We start from the raw sequence: 15,532 nt of genomic DNA on the forward strand, positions 1-15,532 counted from the left end.
CCCCAGCTCGATCCGCCGGTGCAGATCCGACCCCGCCACCCGCTGCGCGGTCCGCGTGATCCGCCCCAGCGGCGACAGCACCCGCCCCGCCATCGCGTAACCGAACGCGAACGCCACGATCGTCAACCCCAGCAACGCCAGCAACGAACGGTTCAGGAGGTTGTTCAGGGCCACCGCGCGCTGGTGCATCAGGCAGTTGTTGACCGCCTCCTGGAGCAGCGCGCCCGAGGTCTCGGTGGGCAGGTCGCAGATGTCGCTGGTGGACTGGAACTTCCCGCCGAGGATCTTCAGCGGCAGGGCGCTGCCGTCGTGCAGCGCGGCCGCGGCGAGCATGTAGATGATCGTGAGCAGCACGATGCCGGCCATCAGGAACATGCCGCCGTACAGCAGTGTCAGCCGTATCCGGATGGTCGGCCGCAGCCAGGGGAACGGCCGGACGTTGACCGGCCTGGGGTCCCAGGCGGGCTTGGGCGGCACCGGGGGCGGCGGCGGGGCCGCCTTGGAACCGGAGAACGAGGGCAGCGAAGGCATCGGCGGTCAGATCCGGTATCCCGAGCCGGGGACGGTGACGATCACCGCGGGCTCGCCGAGCTTGCGGCGCAGGGTCATGACCGTGACCCGGACGACGTTGGTGAACGGGTCGGTGTTCTCGTCCCACGCCTTCTCCAGGAGCTGCTCGGCCGAGACGACCGTGCCCTCGCTGCGCATCAGGACCTCCAGGACGGCGAACTCCTTGGGGGCGAGCTGGACCTCGCGGCCGTCGCGGAAGACCTCGCGGCGGTTGGGGTCGAGCCGGATGCCGGCGCGCTCCAGGACGGGCGGCAGGGCCACCGTGGTGCGCCGGCCCAGGGCGCGCACCCGGGCGGTGAGCTCGGTGAAGGCGAACGGCTTGGGGAGGTAGTCGTCCGCGCCGATCTCCAGGCCGGCCACGCGGTCGCTGACGTCGCCGGAGGCGGTGAGCATCAGGACGCGGGTGGGCATGCCCAGCTCGACGAGCTTGCGGCAGACGTCGTCGCCGTGGACGAGCGGGAGGTCCCGGTCGAGGACGACGACGTCGTAGTCGTTGACCGCGATCCGCTCCAGGGCGGCGGCGCCGTCGTAGACCACGTCGACGGCCATGGCCTCCCGGCGGAGTCCGGTGGCCACCGCGTCGGCGAGCAGCTGCTCGTCCTCGACGACGAGAACACGCACGTCGTACGTCCTTCCTTACGGCCCTCGATCGATCAGGGCACAACACCGTTCAGAGCCCTTCCATCCTGCCCCGAAGTCTCATAAACCGGGGGTAAGGGGGGTGTGGAAGGGGTGCGGGAGGGTCCGCGGGGCCGGTGTGGCCCGGATTTCCCGGGCCCGTCGAGGTTTCCGCGACGTTGCCGGTGGGGAGGACGACTGCACACCCGCGATCACGCCCTGTACCGGCGTCCTGTCACGTTCCGGTTTTCCATCGCAGGGGCCACGCCGTGATCGACCCACCCGTCGGCACACCCCCGTGCCACCGACCCACGACGAGGGGGCGCACCATGGACGCGTTCACCGCAGGTATTTTGCAGCGCATACGGAACACCGAAGCCGATCTGGTCCGGGCCCGCGAGTCGGGTGACGACTTCCTCGCCGAGGTCGAGCTGGCGGAGCTGGAGGATCTCCAGCGGCTGGCCGACGAGCACGGCGTCCGCTACAGCGTCAACGCCTGACGCGGGGCTCCGGCCCCGTAAGCCCGGCGGCCGCGCCCCGGCACCATCGGAAACGGTGCCGGGGCGCGGTGCTGTCCGGGGACGGGCCGGACCGGGCCGGGCCCGGTGGTCAGTCGTGCCAGGCGCCGAGGCCGTCCAGCAGCGGCTGGAGTTCGGCGAAGACGCCCGGGGAGGCGGCGACGGTCAGCTCGTGGGAGGCGGGCCGGCCGGGGCGGCCGCCGGTGAGCGCGCCGGCCTCGGTGGCTATCAGGACGCCGGCGGCGAGGTCCCAGGGGTTCAGGCCGCGCTCGTAGTAGCCGTCGAGGCGGCCGCAGGCCACGTCGCACAGGTCGATGGCGGCCGAGCCGCCGCGGCGGATGTCGCGGACCCTCGGGAGGAGGGTGCGGACCACCTCGGCCTGGGCGGCGCGGCGCTCGGTGAGGTAGCCGAAGCCGGTGGCCACCAGGGCCTGGGAGAGCGGCGGGGCGGGCCGGTGGCGGATGGCTTCGCCGTTGCGGTAGGCACCGCCGCCGCGTACGGCGTGGAAGGTCTCGCCGCGCTCCGGGACGGCGACCACCCCGACGACCGTCTCGCCGTCCTGCTCCGCGGCGATCGACACCGCCCAGGACGGCAGGCCGTAGAGGTAGTTGACGGTGCCGTCCACCGGGTCGATGACCCAGCGCACCCCGCTGGTACCGGGCGTGCCGGCGCCCTCCTCCCCCAGGAGGCCGTCGTCGGGGCGGCGCTCCCCGATGACGTCGGTGATCAGCTTCTCGGAGGCCAGGTCCATCTCGGTGACCACGTCGATGGGGCTGGTCTTGGTGGCGGCCACCCCCAGGTCGGCGGGGCGGCCGTCGCGCAGGAGGGCGGAGGCGCGGCGGGCGGCCTCCAGGGCCAGGTCGAGGAGTTCGGTGTGCAGGGGGTCGGGGTGCGGCCGGTCGGGGTGGCGCGGGTCGGGCACGGTGCTCCTTGCTCGGACGGGCGGCGGTGGGGCCCGGCGGTCGGGGTCCGGGCGGTGCGGTCGCGCGGGGCGGCTACGCGGGGTCCTGGCCGGCGGGGCCGGTCCAGTCGGCGCCGGCGGCGGCCGGACGGGGCGCGCGGGCCGGGCAGCAGCCCACGGGGCACAGGTCGTGGGAGGGGCCGAGGGCGCCCAGGGCGCAGCGTTCGGGGGTGGCGCCCCGTTCGGTGGCGGCGCGCTCCAGGAGGAGGTCGCGGACCGCGGCGGCGAAGCGGGGGTCGGCGCCGACGGTGGCCGCGCGGGTGACCGGCAGGCCCAGTTCGGCGGCCTTGGCGGTGGCCTCGGTGTCGAGGTCGTACTTGACCTCCATGTGGTCCGAGACGAAGCCGATGGGCGCCATGACGACGGCGGGGACACCGGCGCCGTGCAGCTCCTCCAGGTGGTCGCAGATGTCGGGTTCCAGCCAGGGGATGTGCGGGGCGCCGCTGCGGGACTGGTAGACCAGCCGCCAGGGGTGCTCGATGCCGGTCTCGGCGCGTACCGCGTCGGCGATGAGCCGGGCGACGTCGAGGTGCTGGGCGACGTAGGCGCCGCCCTCGCCGTGCTCCGTGTGGTCGGCGGGGGTGCCGGAGGTGTCGGCGGCCGCGGTGGGGATGGAGTGCGTGGTGAAGGCGATGTGCGCGGCGGCGCGGGCGCCTTCGGGCAGCTCGGCCAGGGAGGCGAGGACGCCGTCGACCATGGGCCGGACGAAGCCGGGGTGGTTGAAGTAGTGGCGCAGCTTGTCGACCCGGGGGACGGGCAGGCCCTCGTCCTTCAGGGTGGCCAGCGCGTCGGCGAGGTTCTCGCGGTACTGGCGGCAGCCGGAGTACGAGGCGTACGCGCTGGTGGCGAGGACGGCGATGCGGCGGTGGCCGTCGTTGACCATGGTGCGCAGGGTGTCGGTCAGGTAGGGCGCCCAGTTGCGGTTGCCCCAGTAGACCGGCAGGTCCAGGCCGTGCTCGGCGAAGTCCTTGCGGAGCGCGTCGAGGAGTTCGCGGTTCTGGGCGTTGATGGGGCTGACGCCGCCGAAGAGGTAGTAGTGCCGGCCCACCTCCTTGAGGCGCTCGCGGGGGATGCCGCGGCCGCGGGTGACGTTCTCCAGGAACGGCACCACGTCGTCGGGTCCTTCGGGGCCTCCGAAGGAGAGCAGCAGCAGGGCGTCATAGGGGCGGGGGTCGAGTTCGGGCATGGCCCGATCCTGCCACTCCCGGGGCGGGGACGCCGGGTCAGGTCCCCTTGTGGCGGGCGCGGGAAGAGGGCGGAAATCGGGAGGCGGCGGGCACCGTGTCCCCCGTAAGCTGTATCGGCCACAGACATTCCTTACCGACCTCCTCACCCGGCGGAGCACCCCGTTGCCCAGTCCTTATCGCGCGATTTTCGGCCGTCCCGGAACAAAGTCCTTCTCCGCCGCCGGGCTGCTGGGGCGGATGCCGCTGTCGATGACGGGCATCGGCATCGTCACGATGGTCTCCCAGCTGACCGGTCGGTACGGCCTGGCGGGGGCGCTGTCGGCGACGCTGGCGCTGTCCGCGGCGGTCCTCGGGCCACAGATCTCCCGGCTGGTGGACCGGCACGGCCAGCGCCGGGTGTCGCGGCCGGCCACGCTGGTGTCGCTGGCGGCGCTCGCCGGACTGCTGCTGAGCGCGCAGCAGCGCTGGCCGGACTGGACGCTGTTCGCGTTCACGGCCTGCGCGGGGTGCGTACCGAACGTGGGGTCGATGGTGCGGGCCCGGTGGGCGGCGCTGTACCGGGGCACACGGGAGCTGCACGCCGCGTACTCCTGGGAGTCGATCGTCGACGAGATGTGCTTCATCGTGGGGCCGATCCTGTCGATCGGGCTGTCGACGGCGTGGTTCCCGGAGGCGGGGCCGCTGCTGGCCGCGGGATTCCTGGCGGCGGGGGTGCTCTGGCTGACCGCGCAGCGGGCGACGGAGCCGGTGCCGCTTCCGCGGGAGCAGCACACCAAGGGGTCGGCGCTGCGGTCCCCGGGGCTGCGGGTGCTGGTGGGGACGTTCGTGGCCACCGGCGGGATCTTCGGGGCGGTCGACGTGGTGACGGTGGCCTACGCCCAGGAGGCGGGCCACAAGGCGGCGGCGAGCCTGGTGCTGGCGGTGTACGCGCTGGGGTCGTGTGTGGCCGGCGCGGTGTTCGGGCTGCTGCACCTGGCGGGGCCGCCGGCGCGCCGGTGGCTGGTCGGCGTGGTGGCGATGGCGATGAGCATGGTGCCGCTGCAGCTGGCGGCGTCGCTGTCCGGGTCGCTGGTGGTGCTGGGCGCCGCGCTCTTCCTGGCCGGGCTGTCGGTCGCGCCCACGATGGTCACCACCATGGCGCTGGTCGAGGAGCACGTGCCGCGGACGCAGCTGACCGAGGGCATGACGTGGACGAGCACGGGTCTCGCGGTGGGCGTGGCGCTGGGGTCGTCGGCGGCGGGCTCGATGGTGGACGCGGCGGGGGCGGCGCACGCCTACCTCGTGCCGCTCGGGGCGGGCGCCCTGGCCGCCGTGGTGGCGCTGACCGGTTACCGCTGGCTCCGCCGCGGGGGCGTTCCGTCCGCCGCCACCGCCGCGGCGTCCGGCGTCCCCTCCTCCGCGGCCTCCCCGGCCGCCGAGCATCCTGACGGGACGCGGGCCGGCTGACCGAACGAGCGGGGTGGTCCCGCGTACGGGAGGGGCGCGGACCGCTGGGTCCGCACCCGCCGGCACCGGTCACCACGCCGGTCACCACGCGGTTCGCCGCGCCGGGCGTCGTCACATCGCTACATCGACACATCCTCACATCGACACATCTGCACCCTCGCATCGCTACATCCGCGCACTGACCCGCGAACCCACCCGACTCCGGTCGCGCACCACTGCGACGGCGGTCACCCCTCCCCCACGTCACCGACTCAGGTGAGTTCCCGGGCGGCAGATTGACGCGCGGGACGCCCACTGCGCGAACGCCTCACCCCGCTTGGGAGTTACCGGCGGTACGACATGTCCCGGAGCCGTCCCATTGCACCCGCTTTCCACCCCCTGTGATTCCCGTCACCCCATCCGGTAACGGTGCCGGCGGCTGACATCATGCGCTCACACCGACGGCGGCCGGACCCGGCCGGCCCGCGCGAGGGGAGGGAACGCCACCATGGCGGTCACCGATGTCACCGGCGGCTCGGCAGGACGCGGCCCGCGAGGGCCCTGGCGCAACTGGGCGGGCAACGTCGCCGCCCGCCCCGCCCGCGCCGCCGCGCCGGCGAGCACCGAGGAGCTGGCGGCCGCCGTCCGGGCCGCCGCCGCGGACGGGCTGAAGGTCAAGGCGGCCGGCACCGGTCACTCCTTCACCCCGGCCGCCGTCACCGACGGGCTGCTGATCCGCCCCGAGCGCCTCACCGGCATCCGCCGGATCGACCGCGCGGCCGGCACCGTCACGGTGGCCGCCGGCACGCCCCTCAAACACCTGAACCAGGCGCTGTCCGCGCACGGCCTGTCGCTGACCAACATGGGCGACATCATGGAGCAGACCGTCTCCGGGGCCACCAGCACCGGCACCCACGGCACGGGCCGGGACTCGGCATCGCTCGCGGCGCAGATCACCGCCCTGGAACTGGTCACCGCCGACGGGTCGGTGCTGCGCTGCTCCGCCACGGAGAACCCGGACGTCTTCGCCGGGGCGCGGCTGGGCCTGGGCGCGCTGGGCGTCGTCAGCGAGCTGACGTTCGCCGTGGAGCCGGAGTTCCTGCTGACCGCCCGTGAGGAGCCGATGCCGTTCGACGAGGTGACCGGCCGCTTCGACGAGCTGGTCGCCGAGAACGAGCACTTCGAGTTCTACTGGTTCCCGCACACCGGCAACTGCAACACCAAGCGCAACAACCGCAGCCAGGGCCCGGCCGCGCCGCCCGGCAGGGTGAGCGCCTGGGTGGAGGACGAGCTGCTGTCCAACGGGGTGTTCCAGGTGGCCTGCGCCGTGGGACGGGCGGTGCCGGCCGCGATACCGGGGATCGCCAAGCTCTCCAGCCGGGCGCTGTCGGCCCGTACGTACACCGACATCCCGTACAAGGTGTTCACCTCGCCGCGGCGGGTGCGGTTCGTGGAGATGGAGTACGCGCTGCCCCGGGAGGCCGCGGTCGAGGCGCTGGGTGAACTGAAGGCATTGGTCGAGCGGTCGGACTTCCGGGTGAGTTTCCCGGTGGAGGTGCGGACCGCGCCGGCCGACGACATCGCGCTGTCGACGGCGTCGGGCCGGGACACCGTCTACCTCGCGGTGCACATGTACCGGGGCACGCCGCACCAGGCGTACTTCGGCGCGGCGGAGCGGATCATGACGGCGCACGAGGGGCGTCCCCACTGGGGGAAGCTGCACACCCGGGACGCCGCGTACCTGGCGGCGGTGTATCCGCGGTTCGGCGAGTTCACCGCGCTCCGCGACCGGCTGGACCCGGAGCGCCGGTTCGCCAACGGGTATCTGCGGCAGGTCCTGGGTGAGTGAGGCCCGCCCGGCGGCCGACCGGTGACGTGCCGCGGCCCGGTGTCCCGTGAGCGGGCGTCACCGGGCCGCGGTGTACGGGCGGCCCGCCGTGGGGCGGGCCCCGTCGTCAAGGGCGATCCTTCGTCCGAGGTGTCCGGGGTACTCGGGGTCAGGGGTATCAGGGGGCGTTCGGGTCGGGGGTCTGCTGGTTGCCGGGGAGTTGTTCGTTCTGCTGGTGGTCCGGGGTGGCGCCGCCGGTCGGGCCGGGCTTGCCGCCGTCGCCGCCGGTGGCGTCGGAGTGGCTCGGCGCCGGGTCGGGCGACGAGGACGTACCGGGGCTCGGGGAGCCGGTGGCGCCGTCGCTCGGGGTCGGCGTCGGGGTCTGCCCGCCGCGGCCGGGACCGCTGTCGGTGCCGCCGGTGCCGCTGTCACCGGAGCGGCCGGGGCCGGGGGTCGGCGTCCCGTGGTCGTGGCCGGTGCCGTTCCCGGGGGAGTGGCCGGGCTCCGGGGTGCGCGGGGTGCCGGTACGAGGCGGGGAGACATTCCCGGTGGTGAGGTTGCCCAGGGTGGTGCCCTGCTGGCCGCTGGGGGTCTCGCCGGTCACCAGCTCGGTGGCGGTGACCGCGCCCATGGCGAGGACGAACACCGCGAGCGCGCCGAGCGCCGGCCGCTTCCAGCCGCGCAGGCGCGTCCCGTAGGTGGCGGTGGTCTCCTCGGTGCCGGGTGGCACGCGGCCGGCGTCCCCGCTACCGGGGCCGGGGTTGCCGGGGGTACCGACCCCTGGGAGCACGGTGGTGGCGTCGGTATCGGGGACGGCCGCGCGGCCCAGTGCCATGGTGCGCTCGACGGGGCGTGCCATCAGCCGGGTCGCTTCCGGGTCGTCGCCGGGCGGCTCCTGCCGGTGGCGCGGGATCAGCTGGGTGCGGGTGGCGTCCGGGCCGGTGTCGCGGGCCGCGACGGAGGTGACGGGGTCCTCCGTGCCGTGCTTGTCGAACGTGGGCAGCACCATCGTCGGGCCGGCGGGCGGCGGGGCGGTGGCGGCGGACCGGGTGGTGGTGGATCGGGATCGGGAGGTGGAGACGCGGCGCGGCCGGGGTCTGGTGGTGACCGCCGCTTCCTTGATCTGCTCGCCGGTGCGCCGGAACAGGTGCTGGAATATCGTGCCGCCGGTGGTGGCGACGACGCTGACGACACCCGCGCCGATGATGGTTCCGTACACACCGAGCTGACCCGCGAGGTACGCGGCGACGGCCGCGGCGAGCGCGCTGCCGGCGACCTGGGCGAGGCTCAGGTCGATCCGCTTCTCCTTCTGCTTCGTGTCGGCTTCGGTTTTTTCGTCCATCTCCTACCTTTGATCGCCCTTTCCTTCCATGTTGCATGGAGAAGTGACCATTTGGCGGAGTCAATAGTTCCGAATCCGTGGAATCTGTGAACCTCAACACCTTCGCCGCAGGTGAAGGGGGTTGCACAGGGTGACGACCGCACCGGGCGGCGAGAAGTTCCACGGCGCGGCGGTCCACCTCAGTGGCCCGAATGGAGTACTGTGGCGAGCCCTGGCCCCGGTTCCCGTTCCGGCTGCCCGGACCCGCGGGAGGGGGCACTGAAGGTGACACCCTCCCTGGGGCGCCGTCGCTCGGCACGGGTGGTCGGTGACAGGGCAAGCGGCATGGTCACTGAGCGTTGCGAACTGGTAACCGTGTCATAACGGCGTTTCTGGGCCAAGCCCCGACACGCCGGGCAACTCGGCAATGTTGTGGCAGGCTGCACCCGGGCAGGCCACACTCGACTAGCGGAAGCAGCGACGCACGTGACGTCGGCAGGCACCACCCGGGAGGTCCCCATGCCCGAACTGCGTGTCGTGGCCGTCTCCAACGACGGCACACGGCTGGTGCTCAAGGCTGCGGACAGCACCGAGTACACGCTTCCGATCGACGAGCGGCTGCGCGCCGCCGTCCGCAACGACAGAGCGCGGCTGGGCCAGATCGAGATCGAGGTCGAGAGCCACCTGCGCCCCCGGGATATCCAGGCGCGGATACGAGCCGGCGCCTCCGCCGAGGAGGTCGCCCAGCTCGCCGGCATCCCCGTGGACCGCGTGCGCCGCTTCGAGGGGCCGGTGCTCGCCGAACGGGCGTTCATGGCCGAGCGGGCCCGCAAGACCCCGGTACGCCGCCCCGGCGAGAACACCGGTCCGCAGCTGGGCGAGGCGGTCGCCGAGCGGCTGCTGCTGCGCGGCGCCGACAAGGACAGCGCCCAGTGGGACTCCTGGCGCCGGGACGACGGCACCTGGGAGGTGCTGCTGGTCTACCGGGTCGCGGGTGAGCCGCGCTCGGCGACCTGGACGTACGACCCGCCGCGCCGCCTGGTGCAGGCCGTCGACGACGAGGCCCGGACGCTGATCGGCGAGAACGACGACACGCCCGAGCCGAGCTTCCCGTTCGTGCCCCGGATCGCCCGGCTGCCGCGCGACCGGCCGCTGGACCGCGCCCTGGACCGGCAGATGCCGGAGCGCGCCGAGCGGTCCGGTGAGGAGCGCGAGGGACGCGGCGAGGAGGCCGCCGCCGAGCGCGAGCGGGACTCGCTGACCAGCCTGCTGGAGGCGGTGCCGAGCTTCCGGGGCGACATGGTCGTACCGGACAGCGCCAAGGCGCCGCAGCAGGACGAGGCGGCGGAGGCCGGTGTCGAGGAGCCGCCCGCCCCGGCGGCGAGCGCGGGCGCGGGCTCCGCGTACGCCGATGTGCTGATGCCGCGGGCGGTGGCCGGCCACCGCGATCGGCTGACCGGGACGACGGACCGGCAGGCCGAGGCGGACGGGGTGCGTCCGGGCCGCCGGGCCGCGGTGCCCAGCTGGGACGAGATCGTCTTCGGCACCCGGAGGAAGAAGCCGGAATAACCCGGTACGGCCGCAATCGGCCGCCGTCGCGCGTGGCGTTCCGCCCGCTCCCCGCCGTTCGGGGGGGGCGGGCGGTCGCCGTGTGCGGGCCCGCGGCGGGCCTCAGCGGGGGCTCAGCCGGGCTGCGGGCCGGTGGCGATGGGTCGGGACGGGTCGGCGCACCATTCGCTCCAGGAACCGACGTACAGCGCCGCGGGGATCCCGGCGACGGCCAGCGCGAGGACCTGCTGGGCGGCGGACACGCCGGAGCCGCAGTAGACGCCGACCTCGGTGCCGGGTGTGACGCCCAGCGCGGCGAACCGCTCGGCGAGTTCGGCGGCGGGGCGGAAGGCCGTGCCGCCGGGGGCGATGTTCTCGGTGGTGGGCGCGGAGACGGCGCCGGGGATGTGGCCGGCGACCGGGTCGATGGGTTCGGTCTCGCCCCGGTAGCGCTCGCCGGCCCGGGCGTCCAGGAGGACGCCGCGGCGGGCGAGGGCGGCCGCGTCGTCGGCGGTCAGCAGCGGCATCGCGCCTGGTTCCGGGGTGAAGTCACCTTCCGGCGGAGTCACTTTGTCGACACTCATGGCGCCGCCGGATGCCTGCCAGGCGTCAAGTCCGCCGTCGAGGACTCGCACGTCCGGGTGGCCCGCCCAGCGCAGCAGCCACCACGCGCGGGCGGCCGCCCAGCCCTGCCCGCCGTCGTAGACGACCACCGGGCGGGCGGCGGTGACCCCCGCGGCGCGCATCGCGGCGGTGAAGACGGCGAGTTCGGGGAGCGGGTGCCGGCCGTTTTTGCCGGGCGGGCCGGCCAGTTCGCGGTCGAGGTCCACGTAGACCGCGCCGGGCAGGTGGCCGGCCTCGTAGGCGGGGCGGCCGGGCGGGCCGCCGAGTTGGTAGCGCACGTCCAGGAGGAGCGGGGCGGCGGGGCCCGCCAGCTCGCTCGCGAGTTCGGTAGCGGTGATGATGGCGTTCATGGGCCTCATCCTTGCGTAGCGGCGACTACGTACAGAAGGCGGGTGCCCACCCTCCGTATGACGGAGTTGCGCGGCGCCGTAACGTTCGCGAAACGGAAGAGAAATACCAAAACGGGCATTCTCCGTCGGGAACGCGGCGCGGACGGCGCGGCCGGGGCGCACACCGGGTGACAGGGTGCGAGCATCTGCTCGGGACCCGCGCCCGTACCGCATATGGCCACCCCGACCCGCCGAGGAGTAAGTGACGATGACGACCGAGGCAGCAGCCCGGAGGATGCCCGGGGCGCCCTGCTGGGTGAGCCTCCTGGCCCACAGCCTGCCCGCGACGCAGGAGTTCTACGGCGCGCTCTTCGGCTGGGAGTTCCGCCCCGGCCCGCAGCACTTCGGGCCGTACGCCCGGGCCTTCCTCGACGGCCTGGAGGTGGCCGGCGTCGGCGAACTGGCGGCCGACCGGCACCTCCCGGTCTCCTGGACCACGTACCTCGCCAGCGACGACGCCGATGTGACGGCCGAGCAGATCCGCGCCTGCGGCGGCACGGTGGGGGTCGGCCCCCTGGACGCCGACGACGCCGGCCGGATGGCGATCGGCTCCGACCCGCAGGGCGCCATCTTCGGCGTCTGGCAGGGCCGGACGATGCTCGGCACCGCGCTCAGCGGCGAGCCCGGCACCCCGGTGTGGAACGAACTCGTCACCCAGGAGACCGAGTCCGTCGCCCCCTTCTACGAGCACGTCTTCGGCTTCGAGCGGGAGGCCGCGGTCTCCGCCGACCTCGACTACCTGACGCTGCACATCAAGGGCAAGCCGGTCGCGGGCATCCACGGGGTCGGCGGCGCGCTGCCGCGCGACCGGGGGCCGCACTGGATGACGTACTTCGCGGTCTCCGACACCGACGCCGCCACCCGGCGCGTCACCGAATTGGGTGGCCGTGTGCTGCGGCCGGCGCGGGACTCGGCGCACGGCCGGCTGGCGACGGTCGCCGACAGCGAGGGCGCGGTGTTCACCGTCCTCCAGCGGCACTGACCCGGCCCGGCCGGCCCGCCGAGCGCGTCACTTCGGGGCCGAGCGCGTCACTTCGGGGCGTCGACCGGCAGCACGTCCGGGGACAGCGCGGCCGCCCGGGCGGTCGCCGCGGTCTGCCGGCGGCGGTGATGGCGCCGGCACAGCACCTCGTAGCCGACCTCGCCGTGCCGCTCCGCCCCCTCGCCGGCGTCCCCGACCACATCGCCGACGACGACCTGCGCGCCCTCGACGACCATCCGGCCGTCGACCGTACGGGCGTTGTGGGTGGCGCGGGCGCCGCACCAGCACAGCGCCTCCACCTGGAGCACCTCGATGCGGTCGGCGAGTTCGACCAGGCGCTGGGAGCCGGGGAAGAGCTTGCTGCGGAAGTCGGTGGTGATGCCGAACGCGAAGACGTCCAGGCCGAGGTCGTCGACGACCCGGGCGAGCTGGTCTATCTGCTCGGGGGCGAGGAACTGCGCCTCGTCGGCGATGACGTAGTCGACCCGGCCGCCGGAGCTGAGGTGGCCCACGACGTGCGCGTAGAAGTCCATGCCGTCCGCCGCCTCGACGGCCTCGGTGACCAGGCCGAGCCGGGAGGAGAGCTTGCCGCGGCCGGCCCGGTCGTTGCGGCTGTAGATCATGCCCTGGAGGCCGCGGGCCGAGCGGTTGTGCTCGATCTGCAGCGCCAGTGTCGACTTTCCGCAGTCCATCGTTCCGGAGAAGAACACCAGCTCGGGCATGGGGGTGGGCGGGCCTTTCGGGCTCGTACGGAAGGGAAGCGGACGGGAAGGGGGCGGGCCGGGCACTACGGGGCGCGGGGTCGGGCCCCGGGCCCGAAGGTCAGGTGCGGACCTCGAGGAGCGGGACCAGCTGCTCCACCGGGGTCATGGAACCGTGCAGCCCGACCATCTGGGACTCCCCCGGCTCCCGTTCACTGGCGACGATCGCCATATCGGCGTGGGCGGCGGCGACCACGTCGCCGATCCGGGCGCGGACCCGGTCGTCGACGTGCGGCCCGAACCACCCGGCGGCGATGGCCTCCTCGCGGCCGGCGACCCACATCTGGTCGCCGACCACCTCGCGCCATACGGCCAGCACGTCGGCGGCCGCGCCCGGGTGGGCGTAGACGTGCCGGGCGCGGCCCTCGCCGCCCAACAGGCGGACGCCGGCGCGCAGTTCCCAGTCCTCGTCGAAGTCGATCCGGGACTCCGGGTCGAAGGGGATGTCGATCATGCCGTGGTCGGCGGTGATGTACAGGGCGCTGCGCGGCGGGAGTTGTTCGGCCAGGCGCTGGGCGAGCCGGTCCACGTAGAGCAGCTGGCCGCGCCAGGCGTCGGAGTCGACGCCGTAGCGGTGGCCCTTGCCGTCGACCTCGGAGTAGTAGGTGTAGACCAGCGAGCGGTCGCCGGCGGCGAGTTGCTCGGCGGCGAGGTCCATCCGCTCCTCGCCGGAGAGCCGGCCGTGGAAGGTGCCGCCGCTGAGCGCGATGCGGGTGAGCGGGGTCTGCTCGAAGTCCGGCGCGGAGACCTGGCAGGTGTGGATGCCGGCGGCGTCGGCGAGCCGGAAGACCGTCGGGTACGGCTGCCAGGTGTGCGGGTCGGTCCAGGGGCGCCAGCGCAGCTGGTTCATCAGCGCGCCGGTGGCCGGGTCCTGGCAGGTGTAACCGGGCAGGCCGTGCGCGCCCGGGGGCAGGCCGGTGCCGACCGAGGCGAGGGAGGTGGCGGTGGTCGCCGGGAAGCCGGCGGTCAGCGGGCGGCCGGTGCCGTTGAGCGAGGTGTCCAGGAGGGACGTGAGGAACGGCGCCTCGGCCGGGTGGGCGCGCAGCAGCTCCCAGCCGAGCCCGTCGATCAGGAAGACGCAGGCCCGGTCGGCGGGGGCCAGCTCCATGCCGGCGGTGACACCGGGCAGGCCCTGGCCGGCGGTGATCGCGGGCAGCAGGTCGGCGAGCGAGCCGGTGCCGTAGCGGGGCACCGGGGCGGTGAGCGGGTCGAGCGGTTCGGGCTCCGGCCAGGCGGGGGCGGTGTGGGCCATCAGCGGGCGCTGCTGGTGGCCGCGGTGGCCTCGGAGAGCGCCTGGGCGAAGGCGAGGGTCTCGCGCACCGAATCCGGGCCGTCGCCGGCCTCGCTGACCCGGAGGGAGAGGTCGTCGGCGGTGGACGAACCGGTGTAGCCGTGGTCGGCGTCGCAATTGGGGTCGCCGCAGCTGGCCGGCTCCAGGTCGAGGCGCGCGACGGCGCCCCACCCGATGGTGAGGACGACTTCCCGGGGCAGCTGGCCGGGGGTGTAGGACTCGGGGTTGGCGACGACGCGGCTGAGCACCACGGACGAGATCCGGCCGAGTTTGACGGACTCGGTGGAGGTGGTGGCGTACGGGGAGGGGGAGGTGGCGTCGGCGGCCTGCTCGTCGGTGTGGCTGACGATGAAGCGGGTGCCGGTGAGGACGAGGACGGTGACGTGGCGGCGGACCTCGTTGGCGTCGAAGGTCGTCTCCTGGTGGACGAGGTACGACACCACCGGCTCGCCGCCGACCGCGGCCTGCACCGCCTCGGCCACGAGCGTCGGGTAATAGCCACTGCGCTCGATCGCCGCGCGCAGCCCCTGGGTCGTCGTACCGGTCTTAGCCATGGGGTCCATCTTACGGGGCGTACCGGGGCGCGAGAGCCTCAGTAGAAGGGCAGGCGGCGGGGGCCGAGGTCGGTGGTCGCGGGCGGTCTGGCGAGCCGTACGGAGGCGCCCAGGACGGCCAGGCCGCGCGGGGCGACGACGACCGGTTCGAGGTCCACGGCGACCACTTCGGGGTGGTCGTCGACGAGCCGGGAGACCCGCAGCAGCAGCTCTTCCAGGGCGCCGGTGTCCACGGGCTGGGAGCCGCGCCAGCCGAACAGCAGCGGGGCGCCGCGGATCGACCGGATCTGCTCGCCGACCTCGCGGTCGGTGGCCGGAATCAGCCGGTGGGCGAGGTCGCCCAGCAGCTGGGAGGGGGCGCCGGCCAGCCCGAAGGAGAGGACCGCGCCGGCGGCCGGGTCGATGGCGGCGCGGACGACGGTGTCGACGCCGCGCGGCGCCATCGCCTGCACCACCGGGCGGAGCTCGGCGGGCGAGCCCAGGAAGTCGGTGAGCTCGGTGTACGTGCGGCGCAGCTCGGCCTCGCCGGCGATGTCGAGGCGGACGCCGCCGAGGTCGGCGCGGTGCCGGAGGTGCGGGGCGGTGGTCTTCAGGGCGACCGGGTAGCCGAGGCGGGCGGCGGCGCGGACGGCGGTGTCCGGGTCGGGGGCGGGCAGCGCGGGGCGGACGTGGATGCCGTAGCGGGCCAGCAGGGCCTCGGCGTCGGCGGGCGGCAGGGCGGCCGAGCGGCCGGGGGCGAGGTCGGAGGTGAACCGGTCGAGGAGCCGCTCGATGTCCGCGCCGGCCGCCGCCTCCTGGATGTCGTCGTACTCGGGGACCCGGCCTGGTTCGGCGGCGGTACGGCGCCAGGCGGCGTACCGGACGGCCTCGGCGAGGGCGCGGACGGCCCGCTCGGCGGCGGGGTAGGCGGGGATGAGGGCGGGGCGCCGGCCGGCCGCCGGGCGGGGCTCCGGGG

General features: G+C 74.3%; 15 protein-coding genes. 5 read left to right on the forward strand and 10 right to left on the reverse strand.

The window, feature by feature from the left end; all coding sequences use genetic code 11:
- Positions 1-531, reverse strand: a 531-nt coding sequence (locus ADL22_RS04690) for a HAMP domain-containing protein (RefSeq protein WP_420711535.1), incomplete at its 3' end; no start/stop codon positions are given.
- Positions 532-537: 6 nt separating this feature from the next.
- On the reverse strand, positions 538-1,191 hold the full coding sequence (locus ADL22_RS04695; protein ID WP_066974124.1) for a response regulator transcription factor: 654 nt from the start codon (positions 1,189-1,191) through the stop codon (positions 538-540).
- A 326-nt stretch (positions 1,192-1,517) separates the two neighbouring features.
- Between ADL22_RS04695 and ADL22_RS35655 the strand changes: the two genes are divergently transcribed.
- The gene (locus ADL22_RS35655; protein WP_199836215.1) at positions 1,518-1,688 is read left to right on the forward strand and encodes a hypothetical protein; all 171 of its coding nucleotides are present in this window, start codon (positions 1,518-1,520) and stop codon (positions 1,686-1,688) included.
- 109 nt (positions 1,689-1,797) lie between these two features.
- Here ADL22_RS35655 and ADL22_RS04700 read toward each other — a convergent pair whose 3' ends face one another.
- Both ADL22_RS04700 and ADL22_RS04705 read right to left on the reverse strand, forming a co-directional pair.
- Positions 1,798-2,628, reverse strand: a complete 831-nt coding sequence (locus ADL22_RS04700; protein ID WP_066974125.1) for an inositol monophosphatase family protein — start codon at positions 2,626-2,628, stop codon at positions 1,798-1,800.
- A gap of 73 nt (positions 2,629-2,701) precedes the next feature.
- Positions 2,702-3,853 (reverse strand): ferrochelatase, encoded by a 1,152-nt coding sequence (locus ADL22_RS04705; RefSeq protein WP_066974126.1) that lies wholly within the window; start codon positions 3,851-3,853, stop codon positions 2,702-2,704.
- A gap of 163 nt (positions 3,854-4,016) precedes the next feature.
- Here ADL22_RS04705 and ADL22_RS04710 point away from each other — a divergent pair, with 163 nt between their 5' ends.
- Positions 4,017-5,300: an MFS transporter gene (locus ADL22_RS04710; protein WP_066974127.1), complete on the forward strand. Its 1,284-nt coding sequence runs from the start codon at positions 4,017-4,019 to the stop codon at positions 5,298-5,300.
- A gap of 487 nt (positions 5,301-5,787) precedes the next feature.
- The gene (locus tag ADL22_RS04715) at positions 5,788-7,128 is read left to right on the forward strand and encodes a D-arabinono-1,4-lactone oxidase (RefSeq protein ID WP_066974128.1); all 1,341 of its coding nucleotides are present in this window, start codon (positions 5,788-5,790) and stop codon (positions 7,126-7,128) included.
- Between the two features lie 157 nt (positions 7,129-7,285).
- Here ADL22_RS04715 and ADL22_RS04720 read toward each other — a convergent pair whose 3' ends face one another.
- Positions 7,286-8,449, reverse strand: a complete 1,164-nt coding sequence (locus ADL22_RS04720; RefSeq protein WP_066974129.1) for a hypothetical protein — start codon at positions 8,447-8,449, stop codon at positions 7,286-7,288.
- A gap of 498 nt (positions 8,450-8,947) precedes the next feature.
- Here ADL22_RS04720 and sepH point away from each other — a divergent pair, with 498 nt between their 5' ends.
- Positions 8,948-9,997 carry a septation protein SepH gene (gene sepH, locus ADL22_RS04725; RefSeq protein WP_066974130.1) on the forward strand — a complete coding sequence of 350 codons (1,050 nt, stop codon included), beginning with the start codon at positions 8,948-8,950 and terminating at the stop codon, positions 9,995-9,997.
- Positions 9,998-10,110: 113 nt separating this feature from the next.
- Here the strand turns inward: sepH and ADL22_RS04730 are convergent, their stop codons facing one another.
- Positions 10,111-10,950 carry a sulfurtransferase gene (locus ADL22_RS04730; protein ID WP_066974131.1) on the reverse strand — a complete coding sequence of 280 codons (840 nt, stop codon included), beginning with the start codon at positions 10,948-10,950 and terminating at the stop codon, positions 10,111-10,113.
- A 247-nt stretch (positions 10,951-11,197) separates the two neighbouring features.
- Here ADL22_RS04730 and ADL22_RS04735 point away from each other — a divergent pair, with 247 nt between their 5' ends.
- Complete coding sequence (locus ADL22_RS04735) at positions 11,198-11,971, forward strand: VOC family protein (protein WP_066974132.1); 774 nt, start codon at positions 11,198-11,200, stop codon at positions 11,969-11,971.
- A 47-nt stretch (positions 11,972-12,018) separates the two neighbouring features.
- On the opposite strand, the gene ADL22_RS04740 is transcribed toward ADL22_RS04735, so the two are convergent.
- The 4 genes from ADL22_RS04740 to ADL22_RS04755 all read right to left on the reverse strand — a co-directional run.
- Positions 12,019-12,693: a thymidine kinase gene (locus ADL22_RS04740; RefSeq protein ID WP_066974133.1), complete on the reverse strand. Its 675-nt coding sequence runs from the start codon at positions 12,691-12,693 to the stop codon at positions 12,019-12,021.
- A 100-nt stretch (positions 12,694-12,793) separates the two neighbouring features.
- Positions 12,794-13,984 (reverse strand): alkaline phosphatase family protein, encoded by a 1,191-nt coding sequence (locus ADL22_RS04745; protein ID WP_066974134.1) that lies wholly within the window; start codon positions 13,982-13,984, stop codon positions 12,794-12,796.
- A complete protein-coding gene (locus ADL22_RS04750; RefSeq protein WP_066974135.1) occupies positions 13,984-14,577 on the reverse strand; it encodes a DUF5998 family protein in 594 nt (197 codons plus the stop codon). The genes ADL22_RS04745 and ADL22_RS04750 overlap by 1 nt, the downstream gene beginning before the upstream one ends.
- 38 nt (positions 14,578-14,615) lie before the next feature.
- Positions 14,616-15,532, reverse strand: a 917-nt coding sequence (locus ADL22_RS04755; RefSeq protein ID WP_199836216.1) for an acetate--CoA ligase family protein, incomplete at its 5' end; no start/stop codon positions are given.

The sequence above is a fragment of the Streptomyces sp. NRRL F-4489 genome, assembly GCF_001509485.1.
Lineage (GTDB): Bacteria > Actinomycetota > Actinomycetes > Streptomycetales > Streptomycetaceae > Streptomyces.